Genomic DNA, 19,858 nt, shown 5'->3' on the forward strand with positions numbered 1-19,858 from the left:
GGACGGCGCGTGTTGATAGATAGGCTGTACAGGGATCTGGCCCGCAACATCCGCTTCTTCGAGAGGGCCCTAGCCCTAGAGAAGGAGGCCTACGGGCTGACCTACGTCTCGTCGAGGGCCGTGGCCGAGGCGGCGGTCTGCCCCAGAGCGGCCGCGTTCCGGGCCGCCGAGGAGGAGGTCGAGGTCTTCGCCAGGGCGTTGAGGGACAGAGTGAGATACGCCGCCATGTTGGGCATCGTCGAGGGGAGCTACGTCGACGCCTTGACGAAGAGGGCGGCGCGCGGCGACAGGCAGTCGGCCGAGGCGTTGTTGCGGATAGGGAGAGATCTCGGACCCGGCGACATATCGGCTATCTTGCCTAGGCTCAGGGAGGAGTTCGAGGCCGCGAGGAGGGCCGCCGGCAAGGTTGTCGTCACGGCGGCTAGGGGGGCTGTGAGGGAGGCCGCGGCCTATGTGAAGTACGCCGAGGTCTACCCATACGCGGGGATGGGCCACAGGTACGGGAACTACGTGTTCTACGCCGTGGCTGGGGTAGGCGTCGACCACGTCTACCTATTCAGGCTGGCGAGGAGCCGGGAGGCGGGCAAGAGGCTCGCGCTGGCAGAAGGCGATGTCGCGGCCGCCGCGTTCAAGAAGGAGAATATAAAGCTACATATATACGTGCCGGGAGAGGCTATATACTCTTTCTTCGAGAAGGCGTCGGACCCCACGCCGAAATATAAGGCGTTAATCGAAGGCGAGTGCAGGCCGGGTAGGGCCTGCGCCTCTTGTAGGTACAGAGAGGTGTGCGAGTGCGTCGGAGATATCCCGCGGCGTCGTCACGCCGGCTCATAGAGGCCCCAACGGCCCCTCCCGGCGCGTCGCGGCTATATGTAGCGACGCGGCGGTTTAAATTTCATTCGCCTCCGCACGCCTATTCCTCCTCCTTTAGGTATCTGAGGAAGATATAGCCAGCGGCGATCACGAAGGCGCCCGCTATGGGCATCAACAAGGCGGGCCCCACCTCTATTAAGTAGCCCGCGGCGGCCGCCGAGGGCGTGGCGGCTATGCGCATGGATATGCTGGCGACTGCAGGGGTCGTCGCCTCGCCCCCTTCCGCCGCGGCTCCCGATATGTAGGAGGATCTGGCGGTGCCGCCTATGCCGACCATGGCGTTGTATAGGGCGTACGCGGCGGCGAACGCGGCCGGGTGGGGGATGAAGGGCAGAGAGGCGAGGAGGGCGCCCGAGGCGAATCTGCTGGCGGCCGACGCCTTCACGAGGCCGAACCACCTCACGAAGATGTGGGCGAACAGAGACGACAGCGAGAAGGCCGCGTTGCCCACGGCGTATACGACGCCTATGACGGCCGGCCCCATGCCCAAATAGGCGTTCATCCAGAGCGACAGGAGCGAGTTGGACAAGCCGATGCCGATCCCTGCGACAAGCTGGCTTAAGGAATAGGCCAAGACGGCGGAGCCCCTCCTCCCGACAGCCGTAAACGGGTTGACCCGTCTGACCTCTTCGCCGCGGCCCAGCGACAGCAGGACGAGCAACGCGGCCGCCGAGACTAAAAGGACGAAGAGGATCGAGGCCTCCCGTAGCGTAACGAGGGCGACGAGGAGGGATCCCGCTATGCCGCCGGCGGTGGATAGGAGGTTGACGAGCCCCAGATCGCGCGTCCTCTCGACGGCGTTGGACGTGTGGCGGCGCACGAGGGCCATTATGAGAGGGACGAAGCTGCCTCTCGTCGAGCCGGGGCCCAACATCCCGATCCCGCCGATGCCTAAGGCGATGCCGATTGCCCAGGGATTTCTGGAGGCCGCTATCGCCACGAGCGCGGAGGCGAAGGCCGCCTCGCTGACGGCGAGGCCTCTGGCGTGCCCTATCACGTCGCCGAGGGCGGCGTATAGGATAGACGTCCCTAGGGATATAAAGCCCGCCGCGGTTACGGCGAGGCCGGCCGCAAGCGCGCTCCCGGTGAGGTCCTTCAAGTACAACGGCACGACGACGGCGAGGTAGCCCGTCGCGAGGTTCCTCAGAAACCTCTCGAGGCCTACGACCAAGATGTATCTCTTCACGGCCCGATATGTCGGCTCACTTTAAAACTTTAGCCATATCGACGAATATATTTATCCCTGTCAACGACTGCTCGTGCGCGCATCGGCATATAGGGCGGCGGGCCCCTCATTATGCGTCGTCGGCACAGCCCGGCGCATCTACGGCGCATCGGCCCTATGAGGTACTTGTTGACCACGGTCCAGGGGCTGGAGGACGTCGTCGTCGAGGAGATCGCGGAGAAGCTGGGGGCGTCGTCGGCGCGGTCCGCCTACATGAGCGGCCGGGTTGTGGCTGACGTCGACGCGCCGCCCTCCTCCCTCCTCGCGCTCCGCTCGGTGGAGAGGTTCGGAGTCTTCATAACCTCGGGCACGTTCTCGGCGCTGGGGGATATAGTGGACGGGGTCAGGTCGGTGCTTCCCGAGATATTGTCGTACCTATCTCCGTACGCGACCGCCGGCGTCGCCTGCGAGAGGGCCGGGACGCACCCATTCACGTCCAGGGACGTGGAGTCGGCGGTTGGGTCCCTCCTCAAGGAGGCCGGGGCGACCATCAGCCTCGTCGACCCCGACCTAGAGCTCAACGTGGACGTCGTAGGCGACGCCTACTACGTCTGGCTGACCTCGGCGCGGAGATCCCTAAAGGATAGGCCCTACCGCCGGTACCAGCACTACGCATCGCTCAACCCCATAGTCGCCTACGCCATGGCCAGACTTGTGCGGCTGAGAGACGGCGAGACGTTGTGCGACCTCACGTGCGGAGGGGGGACCATATGCCTCGAGGCCTCATCTGTGGCACGCGTGAGGTGTATCTGCGTCGATATATCCCTCAAGCACCTCAGGGGAGCTCTGGAGAACTTCTCGGCGGCCGGCGCCGACGCGGATGTCCTGTGGTTCGACTCCACGAAGCTCCACAGAGCGCTCCGCCCGATCTGCGACGCGTTCGCCTTCAACCCCCCGTACGGCGTCCGCATCCCCGCCAACGTGCACAAGCTCTATAGGGGGCTCGCCAGGGCGGTGGAGCTCTTGGCGAGGCCGGGGGCCCGCGTCGCCGTGGTGACGCCTAGATGGCGCGCCTTCCTGAAATACTTCGGCGGCGAGGTGCTGGAGAGGAGAGTGATATACCAAGGCGGCCTCTACAGCTCGATAGTGGTGGGAAAGGTTAAATAGGGCCCGGCCCCGGCATCCCGTGTTGTACCTAGCGGCGTTTCTCGCAGCCGTGGCTCTAGTAATCGGCGGCACTCTATCCAAGAAGATAGACGTCTCGATCTCTCTGCCGCTCGGCGCCGCCCTCTACGGGATCCTCGCACTGGGCCCGTCTGTCGTCGAGGCCACGGCGGCTGCGTTCAACTATTCTATGTTCGAGGTCCTGACGTCCTTGGTCCTAGCCATGGCGCTGGGCTACCTCATGGGCACAAGACGGGAGGCCATAGCCAGCGGCTTGACCGCCGTCGGGCCTAGATTCGCCGCATTCGCCATACCGGCCGCCATCGGGCTTCTGCCCATGCCGGGCGGCGCGTACATATCGGCGGTGGTGGTGGACCCGCTCTACAGAGACATGGGGCTGAGCGGGGAGGAGAAGACCTTCCTCAACTACTGGATGCGCCACATATGGGTGCCCGTCTGGCCGCTCTTCCAAGGCGTTCTGATAACCTCCGCGGTGTTGGCCGAGCCGGTCGCCAGGGTCGTCTCGTGGTCTTGGCCGGCCAGCGTGGCCGCCGCCGCGGCGGGGATGGCGGTGGGCCTCCGCCGCGTTAGAAGAATCGGCGTGAGGGGAAGAATCAGAGACCTGGTCTACCTATGGCCCCTCGCGGCGGTCGCGTCGCTCGCCTTCGTGGTGCCCATATACGTCGCAGTTGCCGCCGTCCTGGCCGCCTTCACGGCGTTGTATAGGCCCAAGACCGGCGCGATCGCGGCCGCCTTCAAGTACGCCTTGACGCCCCGCGTGCTGGCCATAATAATCTCGTCGCTGATCTTTTCGGAATACATTAGGGAGAGTGGGCTGGGCGAGGCGTTGACGGGCTACCTGGGCAACGCCGCCTTGCTCGCCGTATTCGCCGTGCCTTTCCTCATAGGGCTGGCCACCGGCGTCGAGTTCACGTTCGCCGGCCTCGCCTTCCCTCCTCTGAGCCCTCTGCTACACGGCTATAACCTGTCCCTCGCCTTCCTAGGAGGCTTCCTCGGAGTCATGTTGAGCCCCGCCCACAGCTGTTTCGTGCTGACGCTAGACTACTATAGGGCCGAGGCCCGCCTCGTCTACAGGCTGTTGATAAAGGCGGCGGTGGCGGCGGCCGCCGCGGCGCTTCCCCTGTACATCGCCTTGACGGCCCTCTGAACAAAAAGATTATATACTGTCCCCCAGAGGGGGACGGTGGAGAAATACGTGGCCGATATATCGGTTATACTGGACGGCTCCCTCAAAGAGGCCGTGATCTCCGGCAACATCAGGGGGACTCTCTTCATCTTGGAGGAGGCCGTCGACTACTTGGAGCGGCTCGCCAGACAAGGCGACGGGGTTGGGCTTGTGGGGGTTGCAGAGCTCAAGGACCTCAAAAACGCCGTGGAGAAGCTGGGCCTCTCGGAGCTGGTCCACGTGGAGTACGTCCAGGCGGGGCGCCGCCAGATAGAGCCCGAGGAGATACCTTCCCTCGTCAGGAAATTCGCGAGGGAGAACGGCGCTGTGGTGGTCACCAGCGACCCGTTCCTCAGAGACTCGGCGGAGGTGATGGGGCTGGAGGTGTTGTATCTGGGCAGAGAGCGCGGCGCCTTGCAGATAGAGCGCTTCTTCGAGAAGGACATAATGTCGGTGCACCTCAAGGAGGGGGCGCCGCCGCAAGCCAAGGCGGGGAGGCCCGGCAACTGGCGGCTCGTCAAGCTCTCCAACGAGCCCATGTCGCGGGGACAGTTGGAGGCCATAGTGCGCGAGCTCATCTCAGAGGCGGCGAAGGGCGACGGGAACACCAGGATCGAGATAAGGAGGCCCCACTCCTTGATAGTCCAGCACAAGGACCTGCGTATAGTGGTCGCCTTCCCGCCGGTCTCGGACGGCCTCGAGATCACGGCCGTGAAGCCCCTCGTGAGGCGCTCCCTAGAGGACTACAACCTCGACCCCAAGGTGGTCGAGCGCCTCGAGAAAAGCGCCGAGGGGATACTCATATCGGGGCCTCCCGGCGCCGGCAAGACGACGTTCGCCCAAGCCCTCGCCGAGTTCTACCTATCCAAGGGCAAGATAGTGAAGACCGTCGAGTCGCCGAGGGATATGATCCTCAGCAGATCCATCACACAGCTATCTAAGAACTACGCCACGTCCGAAGAGATCCACGACCTCCTCTTGTTGTCCCGGCCCGACTACACCATATTCGACGAGATGAGGGACACGGCGGATTTCCAGCTCTACGTCGACCTCCGCTTGGCCGGCGTCGGAATGGTCGGCGTCGTCCACGCCACGTCGCCCATAGACGCCGTGCAGAGATTTGTGAGGAGGGTGGAGCTGGGCATGATACCGTCGATAATAGACACCGTCATATATATGAAGGACGGCGAGGTGAAGAAGGTCTACTCGCTCTCCATGACCGTGAAGGTGCCGGCCGGCATGAGGGAGGAGGACTTGTCGAGGCCTGTCGTGGTCGTCAAGGACTTCCTGACGGGCGAGCCTGAGTACGAGATCTACGTGTTCGGCGAGGAGACGTTCGTCGTGCCCCTAAAACGCGGCGAGGGGAGGGCCCCCAGCAAGAAGCTGTTCTCGGCGGTCGTGTCGGCGCTCAAGCGCTACGTCCCGCCGCAGGAGATAAGGGTGGAGGAGGCCGACGGCGTCGTCGTGGTCAAGGTCCCCGAGGAGTACCTCGCGGTGGTCGCGTCGCGCGGCGCCAGCAAGCTCGACCGCCTCAGGAGGAGGTTCTCTGTGGACTTCAGGATCGAGCCCCTGTAGGGGCCTTTTATATGATCGAAACCAATATATAACACCCCGCACTTCCCCATGTGGCCGTCGACCAGTATTATCAATACTATGAGGATAGGTCCCCCACAGGCGTCTGGTACGTCGACCAGCTCCTCGGCGGCGGTTTTAAGAGAGGCGAGATCTACCTAATAGCTGGGGAGGCCGGACAGGGCAAGACAATCTTCAGCCTCCAGTTCCTCAAGACAGGCGCCGAGCTGTACGACGAGCCCGGCCTCTACATAACCGTCGACGAGCCTTCCGAGGACGTCAAGAGGGGCGTCAAGTCGTCGCTGGGCTGGGACCTAGACGTCCTCGAGGAGCAACAGAAGCTGGTCTTCGTCGATTTGAGGACCCACTTCAAGGCCTACTCCCAGAGCGAGAAGGTTGTGGCCGACCCGCGAGAGATAGCGAAGGTGATCATAGACAACGTGAGGAAGTTCGGCATAAAGAGGCTCGTGGTGGACCCCATAGCCCCGCTCCTCATAACCTCACACACCGACGTCCTCTGGGTTAGGGAATACATGCGGGAGCTCGTGTTCCAGCTGAGGAAGTTGAAAGACGTGACGACGGTGATGACCTCCGAGATACCGACGGGAGAGAACAAGATAAGCAGATTCGGCGTAGAGGAGTACCTGGCCAGCGGCGTCATAAAGCTGGAGCTCCAGGAATATAGAGGCTTCGTGTTTAGAGTCATGTTCATCAGGAAGATGCGTTGGACCCCCGTGAGGCCCCAGAAGCTCGTCTTCGAGATATACCCCCAGTACGGCATATACGTCATAGACCGCCTCGAGAACTTCATGAAGTCCATAGACAGGTTCTACCTAGACGCGGCGCAACAATACGGACAGCAGGAGTATCAGCAGTACGCCCTCGCCAAATAGCCGGGACAGACGCCGGCCCAACCTCGGCGAGGGGGCATAGACGACAGGTTGCCGCATAGGCTGAGGCCAAGCGTTCAGGATCCGCGGCCCGACTTAGCCAGACGAGCGGGGACGCGCGGCGTATCTGGGAGACGCAATTCATATAAATCCGTGTAGTGGACAGGCCAGCCGGGGTGGCCGAGTTGGTCCAAGGCGCGGGCCTGCTAAGCCCGTCCCCGCAAGGGGGCGTGGGTTCAAATCCCACCCCCGGCGCTGTCTCTCCGCATTTCTGCTCCTTTTGATTTACACACTCGGCGAGGGGGTGTGAAACGAGGGTGAATTTTGTGCATAGCGCGGATTAAGGTAAAATAATCCGGGACTGGAACGGCATTGCCGTATAATTTACGGCCATTCACCCGCCTTGGCGGCTGGTACAATTTCGCGTTTTTAGCTTCAATTACTAGCGGTTTACCAGCACTATGTTAAACGGACTAGATACCATCGCACGCACATGTCGATGGGGTCCCCAAGGCCAATCCGGCTATCCATACTGTCAGCGGGAGTGCTGGGCCGAGGTGGCGGGGAGGATTAGACAGGTGGAGCCCGGGGCCCAGCCACCATCACAGCGTCAACGGCGTCCGTCTAGACAAAAACTTTTGGCGAGCTCTCCTTAACGCTCCGTGAATTGACTCTATTTAAATGCTGGAGATAGTTTATCTGTGTCCGATCTCGCTTTTCCGGCGAAGGGCCCGGCGGCGGGCGCGGTATGAAGATAGGCTACGTCATAGCCGGCTCGACGCCTACGGAGTTCTTGGCCACTCTAGATCCTGAACGCCCCGTGAGGCTCTACGAGTACGTCGCGGTGGACAGCGTCGAGATCCCTCCCGACGGGGAGGAGGCGGCCCAGGTGAGGCTGATAGGCCAGATAGTCAAGATAATTAGGGACCCCTATCAGCTCAAAAGGGACATCCCGCTCTACAACGTAGTCGACGGCGTGTCGCACGACTTGTTGGAGGTGCAGATAGCTAAGGTGAAGATCTTGGGCTATCTCTGGAATGGGGAGATACATATGCCGAAGCTCCCGCCGAGGATAGGCGCCCCGGTCTATCTAGCCAAAGACGACGAGGTGGCGGAGCTCTACGGCTCCGGCGAGCTCTGCGTGGGCCGCCTCTCGGCCAGGCCTCTGGACCTCTGCCTAGACGTGGAGGGGCTGAAGCGGCATATGGCCGTCATAGCGGCCACCGGTAGCGGCAAGACTTGGTTCTCCGTGATCCTCATAGAGGAGTTGCTGAAGAGGGGGGCCTCTGTCGTGGTCCTCGACCCCCACGGCGAGTACGTGGCGGCTAGAGATACGGCGAGCAGGCTCGGCGGCGTCAACGCCTTGACGGTCAAGGTGTCGGGCCACCACGCCGGGGACGTGATGTACAGGATAGGCGTGCTCGACATGGACCCCGACGCTCTGGCAGACGCGGCAGGCGTCCCGCCCAAGGCGACTAAGATAAGGTACTCTATCTACCTCGCCCACGCGCTCGCCAAGTCGGCCTACAAGGCGGGCGCCAGGAGGATGGGGCCCAAGGGCCTCGCCTCCATCCTCTCGGCCGCCCTACGCGGCGAGCAGCACCTCAAGAGGCTGTTGAGGCAGTGGGGCGTGGAGGACGAGAAGGCCGACGAGCTGGCGGAGCTCGCCAAGAGGGATAGGCACTCGATCTTCAGCGCGGCGGCCTATCTGAGGAGGTTGGCCAGACTCGGCGTGTTCTCCGCCAGGACCACGCCTCTGGGGAGGATAACCGCCGACCTAACCGTCGTCAACCTCGCCGGCGTGGGGGACGAGATCCAGGACTACGTGGCGTGGCACATACTCACGAGGATATTTAAGGCGAGGGTGAGGCACGTGAGGGGCCTGCCGGGCGTGAAGCTCGAGAGGCCCGTCGTCGTGGTGTTAGAGGAGGCCCACCGGTTCGCCCCGCCGAAGTCGGCCAGGAGGACGAGGGCGTACGAGGCCGTGTCGAGGATAGCGGCCGAGGGCAGGAAGTTCGGCGTATACCTCGTCGTGGTGACCCAGAGGCCTTCCCGCGTCGATCCGGACGTCATGAGCCAGATGCAGTCCCAAGTCATAATGAGGATAGTCAACCCCAAGGACCAAGAAGCCGTGAGGGACAGCAGCGAGCAACTGGCGCAGGACTACCTGGACAACCTCCCCGGCCTCGACAGAGGCGAGGCGGTGGTCCTAGGCCCCGTCGTGAAGCTGCCCGCCGTGATCAGGTTGAGGGACAGAGTGCTCGACTACGGCGGGGCCGACATATCTCTCGCCGAGGCCTGGCGTAGGTCGGACGCAGACGTCGCGACGATATGGGCGAGGATATTCAGATCGCCGCCTCCTCCCTCCGTCGTCCTCGCCGCGTCGGGGATATCGGTCAAATCGGCGGAGCCGGACGGAGGCGTCTGGAGGGCCGTGACGTCCGACGGCGCGCGCGTGGAGCTCTCCATAGAGTCCGGCTACGCGAGGTGTAGCGTCTGCGGCTCCTCGGGCTGCGCCCACGTCTATAGAGTGCTCTCCGAGATAGTCAAGGTGAGGAGGGCGGCATGAAGATAGCCCATATAAGCGACGCCCATCTAGGCCGGCAACAGTACCATCTGCCCGAGAGGGAGGAGGACTACTTCCAGGCATTCGCCGAGGCCTTGAGGCTCGCGAAGGGCGCAGACGCCGTAGTCGTCACGGGGGATCTCCTAGATACCAGGAGGCCGTCCACCAGGACCCTTCTGAGGCTCCTCGACATACTCGGCGAGACCGGCCTCGCCCTATACGTCGTGGGGGGCAACCACGACTACAGCCATCTGAGGCCCGACGAGACTCCCCTGCGCATACTCGACAAGGTGGGCGCCGCCAGGCTCCTCTGCTTCCAGGAGGCGGATCTAGGAGGCGTCTGGCTCTACGGCGCTTGCGCCACGCCGAGGTCTAAGGCCGACGAGTATAGGGAGAGGATACTCTCGGCGAGGCCCGGCTCGGTCTTGGCAATACACCAAGCCATCGAGGGGGTCAAGGCGAGGTACCCCTCAGCCGCCGACGAGTACACGATGCCGTCGAGGGCCTTCTCGGGCGTCAAGGCCGTCCACATAGCGGCCGGCCACGTACACGACCACGGCGTCAGGCATCTGGTAGGCGCGTTGTGGGCCGGCTCCCTCGAGATATGGGACTCTGCCGAGTTTGAGACTTGGGACTGGAGGAAGGGCAAGTGGGAGCTCTACCAGGAGGCGGCCCCCAAGGGCTTCTACATAATAGACGTCGCCGGGCGGGCCGCCTCGGCCAAGGAGGTCTTGTTAAGGCCCAGGCGCAGGATGGTCAAGCTGAGGGTGTTTCTGGACGAGGAGAGGGAGGCCGAGGCGGCCTTTGAGGAGGCCGCCGCCAGGTTCGACGCGCCTGGCGCCGTGGTCAAGGTGGAGCTATACGGCGACGTGCGGGGCGACTTGAGGCCGTCGCGCCACGCCGCCGCGTTTTCCCGGGCCCTCTACGTAGACGTAGTCGACAGGACCAGGAAGCCGAGCCACGCCGTTGCGAGAGTCGGCTCCGCCTACGAGGCCGTTGAGAGGCTGTTGCGGGAGAGGCTGGGGGCCGGCGCAGACGCCGTGGTCAAGGCGTTGGCGCACGCGAGGGACGGCGATAGGGCGGCCGCCAGGAAGATAATGGAGGAGTGGCTCTATGCTGAGGTCGATCGAGCTTAGGAACTTCAAGGCGCACGAAGAGCTCGCGGCGGACTTCGTCGAGGGCGTCAACTTCATATACGGCCCCAACGGCGCCGGCAAGAGTAGCCTTCTGGAGGCCGTGGCGGTCGCGCTCTACGGGTCCAAATGGGTGCAGAAGGTCAAGGCCAGATGGGCCGACCTCGTCAGGCGGGGGGCCTCCGAGGCCTCGGTGCGGCTGGCCTTCGTGGGGATAGACGGCGTGGAGTACGTGGTGGCCAGGAAGTTCGGGCCGGCCGGCTCCATATCTTCCGGCACCTATCTGCTCGCCGACGGGAAAATGGTGGCCAGAGGCGACCAGGACGTCACAGCCGCCGTCGTCAAGGCCCTCGGGCTGGGCGTCGAGGAGTTCGCCAATTTGGCCTATATAAGGCAGGGCGAGCTCCGGCGGATATTGGCCGAGCCGGACTACATAGATAGGCTCTTCAGGCTGGACGAGTTCGACTGGCTCGACGAGGTCTTGAGGGATCTCCTCTCCGACGTTTCGCGGAGGAGGGAGAGGGCCTCTGGCAGGCTGGAGGAGCTCGGCAGAAGGGCCGAGGATCTGGCCAGGAGGGCGAAGGAGCTCGAGGCGCAGTTGGCCGAGGCGAGGAGGGAGGCCGAGGGCCTGGCCCAGTACTTCCAGCTCTACAGAAAGGCCGAGGAGGAGCTGGGCGGACTTAAGGAGCGCGCGGCGGCGCTGGAGCAGGAGGCCAAGTCCCTTAAGGTCCTCGCGGAGAGGCTCGAGGAGGAGCTGGTGGAGCTCGACGTGGAGCTCGACAAGAAGTCGGAGGAGTTGAAGGAGCTGGGGAAGCTCGAGGAGGAGCTCGCCTCGTTGCCCCAGCCGGACCCCTCGGTAGAGGCTAGGTACTACGAGGCGAAGAGGGTTGTGGACCTCCTGTCGAGCGCCGACCTCGGGAGAGCCAGATCGTTCAAGCCGGAGGAGCTCGAGGCGGCGTACAAGGAGAGGGACGAGCTCAAGGCGAGGAGGGCCGACGTGTTGGCCAAGCTGGGGCTGGCGAGGGAGGTCTTGAGGGTGGCCGGCAAGGCCTCCGGCGGGAGGTGCCCCGTCTGCGGCGGCCCGCTGACCGAGGAGACTGTGAGGAGGCATGAGGAGGAGGCGAGAAGGCTCGAGGAGGAGCTCAGGAAAGTCGAGGCCAAGATCTACGACGTCGAGTCGGCGATAAAGAGGCTCGAGAGGGACAGGGAGGAGTACTTGAAAGTGAAGGACTACCTGTCGGTGGATCTGTCGGAGGCGAGGCGGCGGCTCGAGGAGCTCAGGAGGCTCTACGAGGCGCAGAAGGGCCTCGAGAGGAGGAGGGCCGAGATCTCGGCGAGGCTCGCCGCGAGGGACAGGCTGGAGCGCGAGCTGAAGGAGCTGGAGGCGAGGAGGGCGGAGGCCGAGAGGAGGCTCGGCGAGGCGAGGAGAAGGCTGGAGGAGGTCGAGGGCCAGCTCTCGGCCTTGAGGCCTAGGCTTGAGGAGTTGGGCAAGCACTACGAGGAGTTGCGGGCTAAGGCCGAGGCGTATCTCAAGGCGACATCGAGGGCGGAGGAGCTCGCGAGGCAGCTGGCCTCCGTCAAGTCGGAGCTGGAGCGGGTGTCGAAGGAGCTCAGCTCGGCGAAGGCCGAGGCGGAGAGACACGGCAAGGCCGAGGAGAGGGGGAAGGCGGCTAGATCTGCTCTGAGGGAGATCAAGCCCATAGCTAGGAAGATCCTCATAGAGGCCGTAAACGCGGAGCTCAACGAGGTCTTCTTGAGGCTTAGGCACAAGGAGTCCTTCCGCTCGGCCGAGCTGGCCCAGATCGAGGACAGATACTACGTGGTCGTCTCCAGGGCGGACGGGCAGAGGTTCGCCCACACCGCGTTGTCCCTCGGCGAGGCGAACTTGGCGGCCCTAGCCCTGAGGGTGGCCCTCGCCAAGGCCCTGCTGGGGAGGCCCCCCTTCCTCATGCTGGACGAGCCCACGGAGCACCTAGACGAGATACACAGGAGGAGGATAGTGGAGCTCGTGAGGGATCTGGCGAGAGACGTGAGGACAGTCCTAGTCACCTCCCATTTGGGGGAGTTCGAGGAAGTCGCCGACAAGAGGATAGACCTATAGGACCGGCGTCTGTCCCTCATTAATTTTTTATATAGGAACGCTTTGAGGGGCGTGAGCGTAGCCAGACCGCCTAACGGCGTCTACTTCCTCAAGACAGCCGTGGAGGTGAGGGCGTTCATCAACCTACTCAAGAAGTTCAGGGGGTACGCCACGACGCTCATCACGTTGTACATAAACGGCGAGAGGCCTATGCCGGACGTCTTGACGTTGTTGAGGTCGGAGTGGTCGACCGCCTCCAACATCAAGGACAAGACCACTAGGACCCACGTCCAGGACACGCTGGAGCGCATAGTAAACAACTTGAAGGGCGAGGCCAAGGCGCCGGAGAACGGCATGGCCGTCTTCGCCGGGTTCCACATGATCAACCCGGGCAACTACGAGTGGGTCTACTACGTCGTGGTGCCGCCCCAGCCCATATACACCTTCAAGTACATATGCGACACGGCGTTCCACACGGAGATCCTCGAGGACATGATAAAGTCCAGCGTGGCCTACGGCATCATAGTAGTGGAGAGGGGCGAGGCCGTGCTGGCCGTGTTGAGGGGCGGGCAGTACGAGGTGTTGAAGACCGTCCAGTTCTTCGTGCCTGGGAAGCACAGCGCCGGCGGGCAGTCAGCGAACCGCTACAAGAGACAGACGGAGCACCTGGCCGAGGTGTTCTACAAGCTCGTCGCCGAGGAGGCCAACAAGGTGTTCCTCTCCATGCCGGCCCTCAAGGGCCTGATCGTGGCCGGGCCCGGGCCCACCAAGGAGGACTTCCTGGAGGAGGGTGGCCTCGACTACCGCCTCAAGGACAAGATCCTCGCCGTGGTCTCCGCGTGTTGCGCCAACGAGTACGGCGTCAAGGAGGCCATAATGAACGCGCAGGAGCAGCTGAAGGAGAGCGAGTACGTCAAGGCGAAGGAGCTGATGGACAGAGTCATGTACTACGCCGTGAAGAAGAGCGAGTACATGGTGTACGGCAAGGAGAACGTCATGAGGGCCCTCGACATGGGGATAGCCGACGTAGTCGTCGTGGCGGAGGAGCTGGGGGAGGACGCCGTCTTGGACGTAGTCATGAGGGGAGACTCCAAGGGGGTGAAGGTCGAGGTGGTGCCTAAGGGCGTCGAGGAGGGGAAGACCTTGGTCCAAGCGTTCGGGGGCTACGTCGCTCTGCTCAACACGCCCGCCTGGGTGCTGGAGCAACAGGCCGCCAGCGCGGCTACGTCCTAGGCCGTCTGCTGAGGCGCAGGGGCCGGCGCACGACGCGCCGCCTCCCCGTAGGCGAGCATCTCCGCGATGTATTCGGCGAATAGGACGACGGCGCCCAGAAAGGACACAAGCGGCAGTAGGGACAGGACGTAGCCGGCGATCAACATATATAGCGCCGTCCTGAACAGCCCGACGCCGGAGTACCTATGTAGGTCGCGGAGCGTCATAGCCCGAGCCGCTACCAGCAAGAGCTCCAGAGCGAACAAGACCGCCGTTATGCCCACTATGGCGGGTTCGCGCAAGATCAGCAAATAGACGTAGGTGGGGTCGGCCGTCAGGCGGTTGACTACGGCCGGATGTCCGAAGAAGTAGAGGGCCAGAGCGAGGACTAAGATCGCGGCGACTACGGCCAAGGCTATAGGGCCCCACGCCAGCCACCACGCCCACTTGAAGCCGAGCTTGTGGAGGGCCCGGAACCCCCTAAAGATGTAGAGGAAGAATATGACGACGAAAGCAATCGCGAGCGCTATCGCGGCAATGCCCACCGCGGCGAGGCTATCCGGCACGCCGGCTCCGGGGCCCGGAGGCTGGAGGACGGCCAGAAGAAACGCCGCAAAGGAGACGGCGACTATCGCCACTAAGACTATCAGCTGATATATGTACCCCTTGTAGAGCGTCCTCATGACTTCTCTGAAGTCCATATCGGTGGTGAAGTGCCGTGTTAATATACGAATCGGCGTGTAGCCTGTGAATATGGCGCCCAGTCGCTCCGTGTCAGCCGCGCCCAGCCCCTGGCGTCGCTGTCTCCCCCGCGTCAGCCCTCCCGCAATTGAGGTGCGTCTGCCCGCCCCACCCCTCATCTGGGCTCTTGACGGCTCGGAGCCGCGTGCACGGAGACGCCGACGTAGCCGCCGCGCGGCCCTACCTCTAGCCCTACGCCGTCGAGGCGGCCTACCTGGCTGTCGGCCTCGCGTCGACAGAGCACGCGCTCAGGGCGATCGTCGAGGAAGGGTTGGCGTACTAGGCGAGGCGCAGAAACAACGCGGCCAGGAAGATCAGCTCGGCCGCCTCGAAGACGGCGTAGGCCTTCCCGTATTTGGAGTAGCGGGCCAGATATCCGCCGAAGTAGAGGGGCACGCCGACGAGGTGGATCACGGCGAATGCGGCCACAGCAGGGACGAACACGCCGAGAGTCAAGGCCCATATATAAAACGCCGCCTCGTAGAGCGCCGCGGCCTTGGCGGCTACGCCGGCCGGATATCTGCCTCTAGGCGAGAAGGCCGCCGTCCACGCATGTTTGACGAACATCGGCAAGAACAGAAGCGCCTCAAACAGCATATTTAGCCTTCAGCTCCTCCAACACCTTCATCCAGCCCTCGTAGTCGTTCTCCCTCTCTATCTCCTCCACGGACCTAGAGGCCTGGATCTCCGGCACCGCCGACTCCAACATGGGGAACAAGACGCCGTTCTCCTTCTCTATATGTTGCCAGATGTGGTCTATGTAGAGCTTGGCGTAGTCGACGAAGTCCCTGTACGCCTCCTTGTCGCCAGCCCTCCACGCCTTGTAGAGCTCCTCCATGACCCTCGCCAAGTAGCGGCCTACGCCGTGTTCGGACGTCATGACGTATATGGGCCCTCCGGCGAAGGGTATGCCGGCCCGGTTGGCTCCGGGGAACAGAATATACTCCTCGACGGAGTGGTGGCACGCGTCGACAAACCTCTGCGCGAACTGAATGAGCTTGTATATGTCGTCGGGGTCGGGGTTAGGCGACGAGACGGCCTTGTTGAGCACCTCAAGGGCCTCCAATATCCTCTCGTGGTGCTCCCTCAAGACGCCTGTCACGTACTTTACCCTTACCCTCCCCATGGGCCCCCACGCGACTTTCCCTTTAATAGTTAACTGTGTTAACGCAGTTGCGCGAGGCGATAGGGCTGAAAAGTCCGGCACGCCGCCGGGCCTGGGCGGATACATTGTATAATACTAGAGACGGCAGACACGTGGCCGAACCTGGCGATATGGCGCCGCGCGCTTCCCTGCGGGGTCGAGGAGGCGTCTGGCAACGCTCGGAGGGACGGGCGCACGTGCCGGCGGAGGCGCCCGCCGGACTCCACCTCCTCTTCCTTAGAGGCAGATTTCGCGACGAGGTGAACGTGGAGATCTACGACTCGTCGGGCCCCCTCGCCGCGGTCAAGCTCTTCGTGGGCAGGCCGCCCCACTATGCGCCTTGGGCCGAGGTCTTCAATGTAGCGGGCCGGCTCTACGGCTCCCCCGCGGAGCTCGAGATATACAGATGGGTCTATTCGGCGTTGCCGCCCGACTCAAACCTCTACGTGGAATATTTCGAGGATGTCCAGACCCGGGCGCAGCTGTCCCGCGGCGTGCCTCCGGCCGAGACCAGGCTGGGCGCCGTCCTCTTGAGGGCCGGCTTCCTGGCAGTCTCCGACATGTACTTCCCCGAGGGCGGCAGAGAGGGCGGGCAGAAGATAAGGGCTGTCAGGCTCTGACGCCGCTGGGGCGGAAGCTTATTAAATCCGCCGCGAGTGAGGTATATGGAGAGGAAGTGTTTCAAGGCTGTGGGCTGCGTATCGGCGTTGGGCATAGGGACTTCCGGCCTCGGCGGCGATCTCTGGCGGGCCGACACTTCTAAGGACGAGCGGCACCTCGCCGTCCTCGCCAACGCGTTGGCCAACGGCATATGGGTCGTGGACACCTCCGAGATATACGGAGGGGGCCACGCCGAGGAGCTCGTGGGCAAGGCCCTATCGACCTTCGCCAAGGAGGATAGGGACAAGGTGGTAGTGGTCACCAAGTTCTGGCCGGACAACGCCGAGAAGATAGTCCTGGCGGCTAAGGCGAGCGCCAGGAGGCTGGGGACCTACATCGACATATACATGCCCCACGGCCCACTCCCCGACATATGCAAAGCCGTGAAGGCCTTCGAGGAGCTGGTGGACAGAGGCGTCATAAGGTTCTGGGGCCTCAGCAACGTCGACGCGCGCAAGATAGAGGAGGCGAGGAGCTGCGCCAAGAGGCACGACATAGCGGCGGTGGAAAACGTCTACAACTACATCAACAGGCTCGACGAGCACGAGGCACTGCCGTACGCCCAGCGCGAGGGCATACTCTATCTGGCCGCCAGCCCTCTGGCGAGGGGGGCCGTAGTGGAGAACTACAGAATTAGGCGCATCGCCGAGAGGCTGGGCAAGACGCCGGTCCAAGTGGCGTTGCGCTGGCTCATGGACAAGCCCGCCGTGGTGCCCATACCGAGGACCACAAGGCCCGAGGGCGTCCTCGAATTCGCCGGCGCCTACGGCTGGAGGCTCCCCGACGAATACGCCAAGGAGCTCGAGGTCCGCTGAGGCGCGAGTTAACCACATCTTCGCGGCGAGTTGGCAGACCTAAGCCGATAGACGGCGGGAGGTGGTTAACGGGGTTAACCAGAAACTATAACCGTGTATGGGTCGGAGGCGTTATGCCGTCTCGGAACGAGATAGGGGATAGCCCCGCCATGGGGCCAGCCGCGGGGACCATCGCGTTCTTTGCCGGCTTTGCAACGGTTGCCCTATTCGGCATCACTGCGAAGATGCTCGCGCCTATTCTGAAGCTCTCCATAGTCGAGGTTTCTCGGCTTACGGCGATGCCGGCTCTCACAAGCTCTCTGTTGAGGATACCTTTCGGCGCTTCGACTTCTCCAAGGAAGCTAACCTATACGCGACCTACCACATATACGGCGACAGCCGCAAGAGGGGGCCCGCCCTAGCCAAGCTCCTGTCCATATACTCCTCCAGGGGCTTCAAGCCCCCGCCGGACGAGTTGCCCGACTATCTGCCCACTATGTTGAGGTTCGTGGCAGAACGCGGGCCGCATCCAGCGGTGGCGAGGCTGGCCGCCAAGGCGGCCGAGAGGATAGCGAAGGCGTTGAGGAGCGAGGGCAACCCGTACGCTCCCCTAATGGAGGCCGTCGCCGAGTTGCTGAGGCAGTAACGCGGGTTTTTCCGCCGGCGGCCTCACTCCACCGATATCCTCACCTGGCCTTGGTCGGGCTCCACCACCACGGCGGTGCCGTATGCTATTATCTCGTCCATATATTCGCTGATCTCGTTGCTGTCCAGCCTAAAACTGACCACCGCGTTGGCCCCCAGCTCTTTGGCGTGGGCCACCATCCTCTCTATGGCCTGCCTCCTCGCCTGCTCCGCCAGCTCCGTGAACTCGTCTATCTCGCCGCCCACCAGCGACCTCAGACCAGCGATTAGCCTGCCGCCGAGCCCCCTCGACCTCACCGTTATGCCTAGGGCAAGCCCCAACACCTTGACGATCCTGTAGCCGGGAACGTAGGGGGTAGTCACGACTATCACGTCGCCCTCCCTAATCGCCATAGACCCCACCTACGGCGGATAAAAAAGCCTTCCGCCTAACGGGCCCTCAGCTTGCCCAAGAGCTCCTCGGTCAGCCTCGCCTCGAGCTCCTCCACGTATCTGGCCATCTCGGCGAGTCTGCGTGAGATCTCCGCGTTGAGCCTCAGGGCCTCGGCCAGCACCTCCGCGGGGTCGCGGGAGCCCGCCGCCTCTATCAGCCTCAACATATTCTCCTCGTACGTCGTGACGGCCACTCCGAAGGATTTCAACATCCCGCGGGTCCTCTCGCTCATACCTCCCCCGGCTCCAGAGGCTTCAAGCCGAAGAGCTCGGCGTGCGTCTCCATCATGCACATGTTCTCGAACAAGGCGATCCCCTCGGCCTCCAACGCCTCCCTCACGCCGGGCGACGCCCTTATGCCCAGCTGTAGCCAGACCACCTTGACGTCGCCCCTCTCCCGCCTCCTCTTTATGGCCTCTTCCGCTATTTTGGGCACCTCCTCCGACGGCCGGAAGACCTGCACCACGTCTATGGGCTCCGGCACTTCGAGTATGGAGCGGTACGTCTTCTCGCCCAGTATCTCGCTCGCGGTGGGGTTTATGGGGACTATCCTGTAGCCGGCCCGTTTGAGGTAGAGAGGGACTACGTAGGCCCATTTTGACGGGTCGCGGGAGGCCCCCACAACGGCGATCGTCCTCAGTTTGAACACATCTCTAACGTCCATAGATACTCCGATTCCGGTTAATAAATAGATTAATATAGGTGTAGTAGTTATTATGGTTAAAGTCATCAAGAGGGATGGGAGGGAGGAGGAGTTCGTCCCCGAGAAGATAGTGGTCAGCGTGTTGAAGACCGGCGCGCCTCTGGACGTGGCCAGGAGGATAGCTAGGAAGGTGGAGTGCGCGGTTTCCGACAGCGAGACTATCACGGCCAAGGACATAGCCAAGATAATCTTGACGGAGCTCAAGAAGGCCAACGAGGAGTGGTACCGCAACTGGATTATATTCGACAAGGCCGTAAAACGCAGACATACCGATAAAGAACTACAAGTATAACTTTTTTCGATTGTCGGGCCGGTCTTTCCCGCAGCGGTATTCCGCAACGGGCTGGTGGAGAGCTAGCCGATCTGGGCCAACCCACGCGGCGGGGCCGGCTCCGGCAGGTGAGGGAGGCGTCCCCGCGGCGCGGTTTAACGGTATTAAAGTGCTCTGGTGCTCTCTACGTGTCGCTTGCGGAGTTTCCCTGGCATGATTTCGACGTGGAGTTCGCCGTGCTTTTCGGATCTAGGTCCGGCGGCAGGCGGATCAAGGGCGACTGGGACGTGGCGGTCTGGCTTAACGACGTGGGGAAATACGCTGACCTCCTCGCGGCTTTGGCCAAATTCCTCGGCGTGCGGGAGGAGGACGTGGATCTGGTGGCGCTCAACCACACTTCCCTGTAGCCTTATTGTGGAGATCCTCCGCAGAAGGCCTATATACGTCAGGGATTGGGAGAGGTATCTCGATATAAGGTTCAGGCTACAGAACCCTTATGCGGACTTCCTCATAGGGGCGGCGAGGCTGGGCCTCGAGGGCCCGCTATGGCCGTCGTGAGCAGGCTCTTGAGGATAGTGGAGGAGAGGGCGGCTTTGCTCGACCGCATAGCCAGTACGCCGCTGTGGA

The 19,858-nt window shown here is 62.8% G+C and carries 23 protein-coding genes and 1 tRNA gene; 17 read left to right on the forward strand and 7 right to left on the reverse strand.

All coding sequences use genetic code 11. The features are described from left to right. Positions 1-9 precede the first annotated feature (9 nt). Complete coding sequence (locus tag TUZN_RS03640; protein WP_013679583.1) at positions 10-834, forward strand: hypothetical protein; 825 nt, start codon at positions 10-12, stop codon at positions 832-834. Between the two features lie 79 nt (positions 835-913). On the opposite strand, the gene TUZN_RS03645 is transcribed toward TUZN_RS03640, so the two are convergent. After that, entirely contained in the window at positions 914-2,059 is a 1,146-nt protein-coding gene (locus TUZN_RS03645; RefSeq protein ID WP_013679584.1) for an MFS transporter, read from the reverse strand. A 156-nt stretch (positions 2,060-2,215) separates the two neighbouring features. Between TUZN_RS03645 and TUZN_RS03650 the strand changes: the two genes are divergently transcribed. The 9 genes from TUZN_RS03650 (at position 2,216) to prf1 (ending at position 13,862) form a co-directional block, all read left to right on the forward strand. Then, positions 2,216-3,205 (forward strand): THUMP domain-containing protein, encoded by a 990-nt coding sequence (locus tag TUZN_RS03650; RefSeq protein WP_013679585.1) that lies wholly within the window; start codon positions 2,216-2,218, stop codon positions 3,203-3,205. Between the two features lie 19 nt (positions 3,206-3,224). Further along, positions 3,225-4,370: a DUF401 family protein gene (locus TUZN_RS03655; protein ID WP_013679586.1), complete on the forward strand. Its 1,146-nt coding sequence runs from the start codon at positions 3,225-3,227 to the stop codon at positions 4,368-4,370. Positions 4,371-4,406: 36 nt separating this feature from the next. Further along, a complete protein-coding gene (locus TUZN_RS03660; protein ID WP_013679587.1) occupies positions 4,407-5,963 on the forward strand; it encodes a PINc/VapC family ATPase in 1,557 nt (518 codons plus the stop codon). Positions 5,964-6,013: 50 nt separating this feature from the next. After that, complete coding sequence (locus TUZN_RS03665; protein WP_013679588.1) at positions 6,014-6,853, forward strand: ATPase domain-containing protein; 840 nt, start codon at positions 6,014-6,016, stop codon at positions 6,851-6,853. A 167-nt stretch (positions 6,854-7,020) separates the two neighbouring features. After that, positions 7,021-7,105, forward strand: a tRNA-Ser gene (locus tag TUZN_RS03670). 493 nt (positions 7,106-7,598) lie between these two features. Further along, positions 7,599-9,419 (forward strand): helicase HerA domain-containing protein, encoded by a 1,821-nt coding sequence (locus TUZN_RS03675; protein WP_013679589.1) that lies wholly within the window; start codon positions 7,599-7,601, stop codon positions 9,417-9,419. After that, positions 9,416-10,552, forward strand: coding sequence for a DNA repair exonuclease (locus TUZN_RS03680; protein ID WP_013679590.1), 1,137 nt, complete (start codon positions 9,416-9,418; stop codon positions 10,550-10,552). The genes TUZN_RS03675 and TUZN_RS03680 overlap by 4 nt, the downstream gene beginning before the upstream one ends. Further along, complete coding sequence (locus tag TUZN_RS03685; protein ID WP_013679591.1) at positions 10,530-12,650, forward strand: AAA family ATPase; 2,121 nt, start codon at positions 10,530-10,532, stop codon at positions 12,648-12,650. The genes TUZN_RS03680 and TUZN_RS03685 overlap by 23 nt, the downstream gene beginning before the upstream one ends. 51 nt (positions 12,651-12,701) lie before the next feature. Continuing rightward, entirely contained in the window at positions 12,702-13,862 is a 1,161-nt protein-coding gene (gene prf1 / locus TUZN_RS03690; protein WP_052886060.1) for a peptide chain release factor aRF-1, read from the forward strand. Here the strand turns inward: prf1 and TUZN_RS03695 are convergent. From TUZN_RS03695 to TUZN_RS03705, 3 genes are all read right to left on the reverse strand, one after another. Next, positions 13,859-14,542: a hypothetical protein gene (locus TUZN_RS03695; protein ID WP_013679593.1), complete on the reverse strand. Its 684-nt coding sequence runs from the start codon at positions 14,540-14,542 to the stop codon at positions 13,859-13,861. The two genes, prf1 and TUZN_RS03695, sit on opposite strands and share 4 nt — an antisense overlap. A gap of 319 nt (positions 14,543-14,861) precedes the next feature. Continuing rightward, the gene (locus tag TUZN_RS03700) at positions 14,862-15,179 is read right to left on the reverse strand and encodes a hypothetical protein (RefSeq protein ID WP_013679594.1); all 318 of its coding nucleotides are present in this window, start codon (positions 15,177-15,179) and stop codon (positions 14,862-14,864) included. After that, positions 15,169-15,708 (reverse strand): hemerythrin domain-containing protein, encoded by a 540-nt coding sequence (locus TUZN_RS03705; protein WP_013679595.1) that lies wholly within the window; start codon positions 15,706-15,708, stop codon positions 15,169-15,171. Before TUZN_RS03705 ends, TUZN_RS03700 begins: the two co-directional genes overlap by 11 nt. A 215-nt stretch (positions 15,709-15,923) precedes the next feature. Between TUZN_RS03705 and TUZN_RS03710 the strand changes: the two genes are divergently transcribed. The 4 genes from TUZN_RS03710 to TUZN_RS11440 all read left to right on the forward strand — a co-directional run bounded on the left by TUZN_RS03710 (position 15,924) and on the right by TUZN_RS11440 (position 17,826). Next, positions 15,924-16,346 carry a DUF1122 family protein gene (locus TUZN_RS03710; RefSeq protein ID WP_013679596.1) on the forward strand — a complete coding sequence of 141 codons (423 nt, stop codon included), beginning with the start codon at positions 15,924-15,926 and terminating at the stop codon, positions 16,344-16,346. 45 nt (positions 16,347-16,391) lie between these two features. Further along, on the forward strand, positions 16,392-17,201 hold the full coding sequence (locus tag TUZN_RS03715; protein WP_052886062.1) for an aldo/keto reductase: 810 nt from the start codon (positions 16,392-16,394) through the stop codon (positions 17,199-17,201). A 113-nt stretch (positions 17,202-17,314) separates the two neighbouring features. Then, the gene (locus TUZN_RS11435; RefSeq protein WP_052886063.1) at positions 17,315-17,602 is read left to right on the forward strand and encodes a hypothetical protein; all 288 of its coding nucleotides are present in this window, start codon (positions 17,315-17,317) and stop codon (positions 17,600-17,602) included. Next, positions 17,566-17,826, forward strand: a complete 261-nt coding sequence (locus tag TUZN_RS11440) for a nitrate reductase molybdenum cofactor assembly chaperone (RefSeq protein WP_237698281.1) — start codon at positions 17,566-17,568, stop codon at positions 17,824-17,826. Before TUZN_RS11435 ends, TUZN_RS11440 begins: the two co-directional genes overlap by 37 nt. 23 nt (positions 17,827-17,849) lie before the next feature. Here TUZN_RS11440 and TUZN_RS03725 read toward each other — a convergent pair whose 3' ends face one another. Genes TUZN_RS03725 through TUZN_RS03735 form a run of 3 tightly spaced genes read right to left on the reverse strand, consistent with a single transcriptional unit; the run spans position 17,850 to position 18,921 of the window. Beyond that, the gene (locus tag TUZN_RS03725; RefSeq protein ID WP_013679599.1) at positions 17,850-18,218 is read right to left on the reverse strand and encodes a YbjQ family protein; all 369 of its coding nucleotides are present in this window, start codon (positions 18,216-18,218) and stop codon (positions 17,850-17,852) included. Between the two features lie 35 nt (positions 18,219-18,253). Next, positions 18,254-18,490 carry a hypothetical protein gene (locus TUZN_RS03730; protein ID WP_013679600.1) on the reverse strand — a complete coding sequence of 79 codons (237 nt, stop codon included), beginning with the start codon at positions 18,488-18,490 and terminating at the stop codon, positions 18,254-18,256. Then, a complete protein-coding gene (locus TUZN_RS03735) occupies positions 18,487-18,921 on the reverse strand; it encodes a CoA-binding protein (protein ID WP_052886064.1) in 435 nt (144 codons plus the stop codon). Before TUZN_RS03735 ends, TUZN_RS03730 begins: the two co-directional genes overlap by 4 nt. 52 nt (positions 18,922-18,973) lie before the next feature. On the opposite strand from TUZN_RS03735, the gene TUZN_RS03740 reads away from it, so the two are divergent. The 3 genes from TUZN_RS03740 to TUZN_RS11450 all read left to right on the forward strand — a co-directional run bounded on the left by TUZN_RS03740 (position 18,974) and on the right by TUZN_RS11450 (position 19,789). After that, entirely contained in the window at positions 18,974-19,252 is a 279-nt protein-coding gene (locus TUZN_RS03740) for an ATP cone domain-containing protein (protein WP_013679602.1), read from the forward strand. Between the two features lie 167 nt (positions 19,253-19,419). After that, positions 19,420-19,638, forward strand: coding sequence for a nucleotidyltransferase domain-containing protein (locus tag TUZN_RS11445; RefSeq protein WP_013679603.1), 219 nt, complete (start codon positions 19,420-19,422; stop codon positions 19,636-19,638). Positions 19,639-19,645: 7 nt separating this feature from the next. After that, the gene (locus tag TUZN_RS11450; RefSeq protein WP_013679604.1) at positions 19,646-19,789 is read left to right on the forward strand and encodes a hypothetical protein; all 144 of its coding nucleotides are present in this window, start codon (positions 19,646-19,648) and stop codon (positions 19,787-19,789) included. Positions 19,790-19,858 lie beyond the last annotated feature (69 nt).

Source organism: Thermoproteus uzoniensis 768-20, assembly GCF_000193375.1.
GTDB lineage: Archaea > Thermoproteota > Thermoprotei > Thermoproteales > Thermoproteaceae > Thermoproteus > Thermoproteus uzoniensis_A.